The organism is Flavobacterium sp. (assembly GCF_044361065.1).
In the GTDB taxonomy this organism is placed as follows: domain Bacteria; phylum Bacteroidota; class Bacteroidia; order Flavobacteriales; family Flavobacteriaceae; genus Flavobacterium.
Genome location: NZ_JBIKJI010000173.1, coordinates 1 through 3,945 on the forward strand (window position 1 = coordinate 1; position 3,945 = coordinate 3,945).

The 3,945-nt window shown below is 34.6% G+C and carries 2 protein-coding genes, 1 tRNA gene and 1 pseudogene; 2 read left to right on the forward strand and 2 right to left on the reverse strand.

What is annotated here, in order from left to right; genetic code table 11:
* Both ACIQ11_RS09320 and ACIQ11_RS09325 read right to left on the reverse strand, forming a co-directional pair.
* Positions 1-2,271 (reverse strand): hypothetical protein (locus tag ACIQ11_RS09320; RefSeq protein WP_396154352.1); only part of this gene is annotated, 2,271 nt, incomplete at its 3' end.
* 459 nt (positions 2,272-2,730) lie between these two features.
* Positions 2,731-2,803, reverse strand: a tRNA-Phe gene (locus ACIQ11_RS09325).
* Between the two features lie 121 nt (positions 2,804-2,924).
* Between ACIQ11_RS09325 and ACIQ11_RS09330 the strand changes: the two genes are divergently transcribed.
* Positions 2,925-3,659 (forward strand): type III pantothenate kinase, encoded by a 735-nt coding sequence (locus ACIQ11_RS09330; RefSeq protein ID WP_396154353.1) that lies wholly within the window; start codon positions 2,925-2,927, stop codon positions 3,657-3,659.
* Positions 3,652-3,945 (forward strand): annotated as a pseudogene (locus tag ACIQ11_RS09335) (hypothetical protein); the annotation flags it as partial. The gene ACIQ11_RS09330 and the pseudogene ACIQ11_RS09335, both read left to right, overlap by 8 nt.

Here is a 3,945-nt window from a genome sequence, read left to right on the forward strand (position 1 = left end):
AGGTTGTGTACCCGTTACATCCCAAGCACAAGAAGTTGTGTTGAAAGTCGCAGTTTCATAACAAGCTAATGTTGGTTGAGCTGGTTGCGTTCCAGTTACATCCCAAGCACAAGAAGTTGTGTTGAACGTTGCAGTTTCGTAACAAGCTACTGTAGGTTGAGTAGGTTGTGTACCAGTTACATCCCAGGCACAAGATGTTGTATTGAATGTTGCAGTTTCATAACAAGCTAATGTTGGTTGAGCTGGTTGCGTTCCAGTTACTTCCCAAGCACAAGAAGTTGTGTTGAATGTTGCAGTTTCGTAACAAGCTACTGTAGGTTGAGTAGGTTGTGTACCAGTTACTTCCCAAGTACAGGTAGCAGCGTTTAACGTTGCCGTTTCGTAACAAGCAATTGTTGGTTGCGCTGGTGCAGCCGTAATGGTAAATGTACTTGTTGTAGTACAAGTTGGAAATGAGGCATTAGGGGTATACGTAATCGTGTAATTTCCAGCAGTTGAAGTTGAAGGAGTAATTACTCCAGTAGTAGCATCAATTGTTAATCCTGAAGTACTTGTGAATGTTCCTCCTGCAGGGCTGAAAGTAGGTGTAACAGCAGTGCTTGCAGAACAAACTCCAGAATTTGGATATGATAAAGTTGGGTTACAAGTATAACATCCACTTAATGAAAGAACCATTGTACAAGTAGCATTTGGACTATTTGGGCTTTGGTCACTTACAGTAAAGGTAATAGTGTGATCACCATTTCCTAAAGAACTTAATGACGTTCCAGGAGCTGGAGATTGAGAAATTGTGAAATCACAATCATCAAATGCAGCGATTAATGGACGGTAATCTGGTAATGTACCTGAACAAGAAGACAACGTTTGATTTGGAGCACAAGCAGTAATTACTGGTGCATTGGCTTCAGTAGCACAGTTTACTGCAATTGTACATCCTGCAATGGTTGTACCACAACTTGCTGTTGCATCTCCAGTAGCTACTGCTGAATTACTTCCAGTAGTTAATGTTCCTGATAATGAAAAGTTATTTCCTGTAATTCCATCGCGATTAGCTGTTGCAGATGCTCCAGAATTAGTAACAATTACTTTTTGAGTAGTATTATTTAAAGTACCTGAAATAAAGATGTTTCTTGCTTCAGCAGGGTCTAAATTTGTTAAGTCGTTAGCAAATTTACTATTATTAATAGTTAACAACATAGCTCCGCTAGCTTGCACATAAAAATCTAAACCATTGTCAAAATTCTTTGCTGGCATATTTGAATTGTCAAATAAACACGTGTCAAATGTAAAAGTACCTGAAGTTCCTCTTAAAGAAAAGGCAGCACCATCGTTTGAGGTATTAGTACTTGATTCACATAAGTACCCGGTTGGATTTGTAGTAGCACAAAAGAAAGCCCCTTGAAATTTACAATTGGTAAAACTAGCAATTAGGTTTGCATCTGTACTAGCGGCATAATAGTGACCACCACCATTTGTATTACTGCTTGAATCACCCTGAATGTAATTTCTATTGAAACACGAGTTAGTTACGTATAATTTTCCTTGATTTTGCGCAATGGCACCTCCGGCGCGAGCCGAGTTTCCATCAAAAGAAGTATTATCTACAGTAACTACAGAAGTTAATCCAGAGATTTCAATAGCTCCTCCTTTTCCATCTGCATCACGTGATTGTGAAAACGCAGAATTTTTAACGATTAGGTTACAAGAATTCACTTTAATTGCTCCTCCCGAAGCTCCATTAAATCCCGAACAACTAAAAAACAAGCCATCAAAAGTTGAGCTTGAACCACTAGATAAATAAATACTTTCTCCCGTAGTAGGATTTCCGAAATTTTTCTTCATTACTACATTGGTCAATTTAAAACCAGTAATGTTGGTATTTACCAATAATGCTTGACCATTACCTGACCCTAAAAAGAAGTCATACAACTGTAAGTTTTGAATACTTACATTGTTTGCGGCAATTGTAGCAAAACGATTATTAGTGTGGCTGGTAAAAATAGTGTTTCCAGTTCCTGCACCAATAATGGTAATGGCTTTGTTAAAGGTAAACATTATGTTACCTGAACCGGTAAAGGTTCCTTTGTCGACATAAATAATGTCTCCAGCAGCAGCAGCTGTAAAAGCAGCGCCTAAAGTTAATTTTGGTGCACTAGCAGAGGTTCCTGCGTTGGCATTGTTACCAATAGCGGTAGTGTAAATGTCTCCACTCGTGGAGTTATCATTTACATACCAACTGGTCTGGGCTTGCATCGCGGAGCTCGCAAGCATTAGGAAAAACAAATACTTAGTTTTCCTAATTGTGTCCGAAAGACGAGTAAAAATTTGGTTCATAAAAAAATAATTTTTTGTTCAGTTAAGTTAGTAATTAACTGGTTGTTATTAGGTTGCAAATTTACTCGTCATTAGAATACATAATTTTATAAAAAAACGCATAAATTGCAAATCAGATTTGATTTAATTTTTTATAAAATATTGATAATCAATTAAAAAGAATTAAAATTTAGTTTATATTATTGCAAGTCAAGCATTTTTTTAGTCCTACAAAAAAAGTGCTGATTTTGCCGTTTGTAGAACAAATACTACATTAAAAACGTAATTTTATTAAGAATAATTTTATTTATTATGGGTTTTTATAAGAAATCACTAATATTTTAAGATTTAAAAACCATATTTAAGTGTGAAGAAACAAAAAACCCTTGAAAATCAAAGGATTATCAAGGGTTTTTGTGGTACCTCCAGGGATCGAACCAGGGACACACGGATTTTCAGTCCGTTGCTCTACCATCTGAGCTAAGGTACCTTGCGATTTTAGGCATTTCTACCTTTTCATTGCGGGTGCAAATATAGAACCTATTTTATATTTTCCAAAACAATTATTAAAAAAAATCATTTTCGTACATTTGCATTTCTAATAATACTATATGATACTTACAATTGATGTGGGCAATACAAATGTTAAAGTTGCTGTTTTTAAGCAGTTTAACATTATTGATACGTTTGTTTTCCAAAAAAATAATTTTCAAAATAATTTTCAAATAATTTTCAAAAAACATCCAAATCATACAAAAGCGGTACTAGCTTCCGTTTCAATGCTAGATGAAATGGATAGTTTATGGTTGAAAAATCAAATTGAAGTAATTGAAATAAACCCAGATTCTGTTTTCCCATTCAAAAACAAATATACTACTCCAACTACTTTAGGTGTTGACAGAATGGTTTTAGCATCTGGTGCCGTATTTCACTATCCAAACCAAGATGTTTTAATTATTGATGCAGGAACTTGCGTAACTTACGATTTCGTCACCCATAAAAAAGAATACTTAGGCGGTGCCATTTCTCCAGGACTTCGTTTGCGTTATAAAGCGCTAAATGATTATACAGCTAAATTACCATTATTAGAAAGTAATTCACCAGAAAATTTTATTGGAAACAGCACAGATCATTCTATTCATTCTGGTGTTGTAAACGGGTTGTGTTATGAAATTGAGGGCTTTATTTCAGAATTTTCTGTTAAAAAAGAACAATTTACAATAATTTTAACAGGCGGCGACGCTATTTTTTTGGCGAATCGATTAAAAAGCACCATATTTGCCGATGAAAATTTCCTATTAAAAAGTTTACACCAATTATACACTTATAGTTTACAAAATGATTAAAAAAATTGTCTTATTTATTTCGATATTACTAGCAAATTTTGGTTTTGCTCAAGAAAACACAGCTTCACCTTATTCTTTTTACGGAATAGGAAGTGCTAGATTTAAAGGAACTAACGATATTATTAATATGGGTGGAATTTCTGTTTATTCAGATAGTACGCATATTAACATATTAAATCCAGCTTCGTATTCAAACCAATTACTTACCACTTTTCAAGTTGGAATGACGTCTAGTTTTTATAACTTAAATACTACATCAACTAAAGAACAGGCTAAAAAAACTACA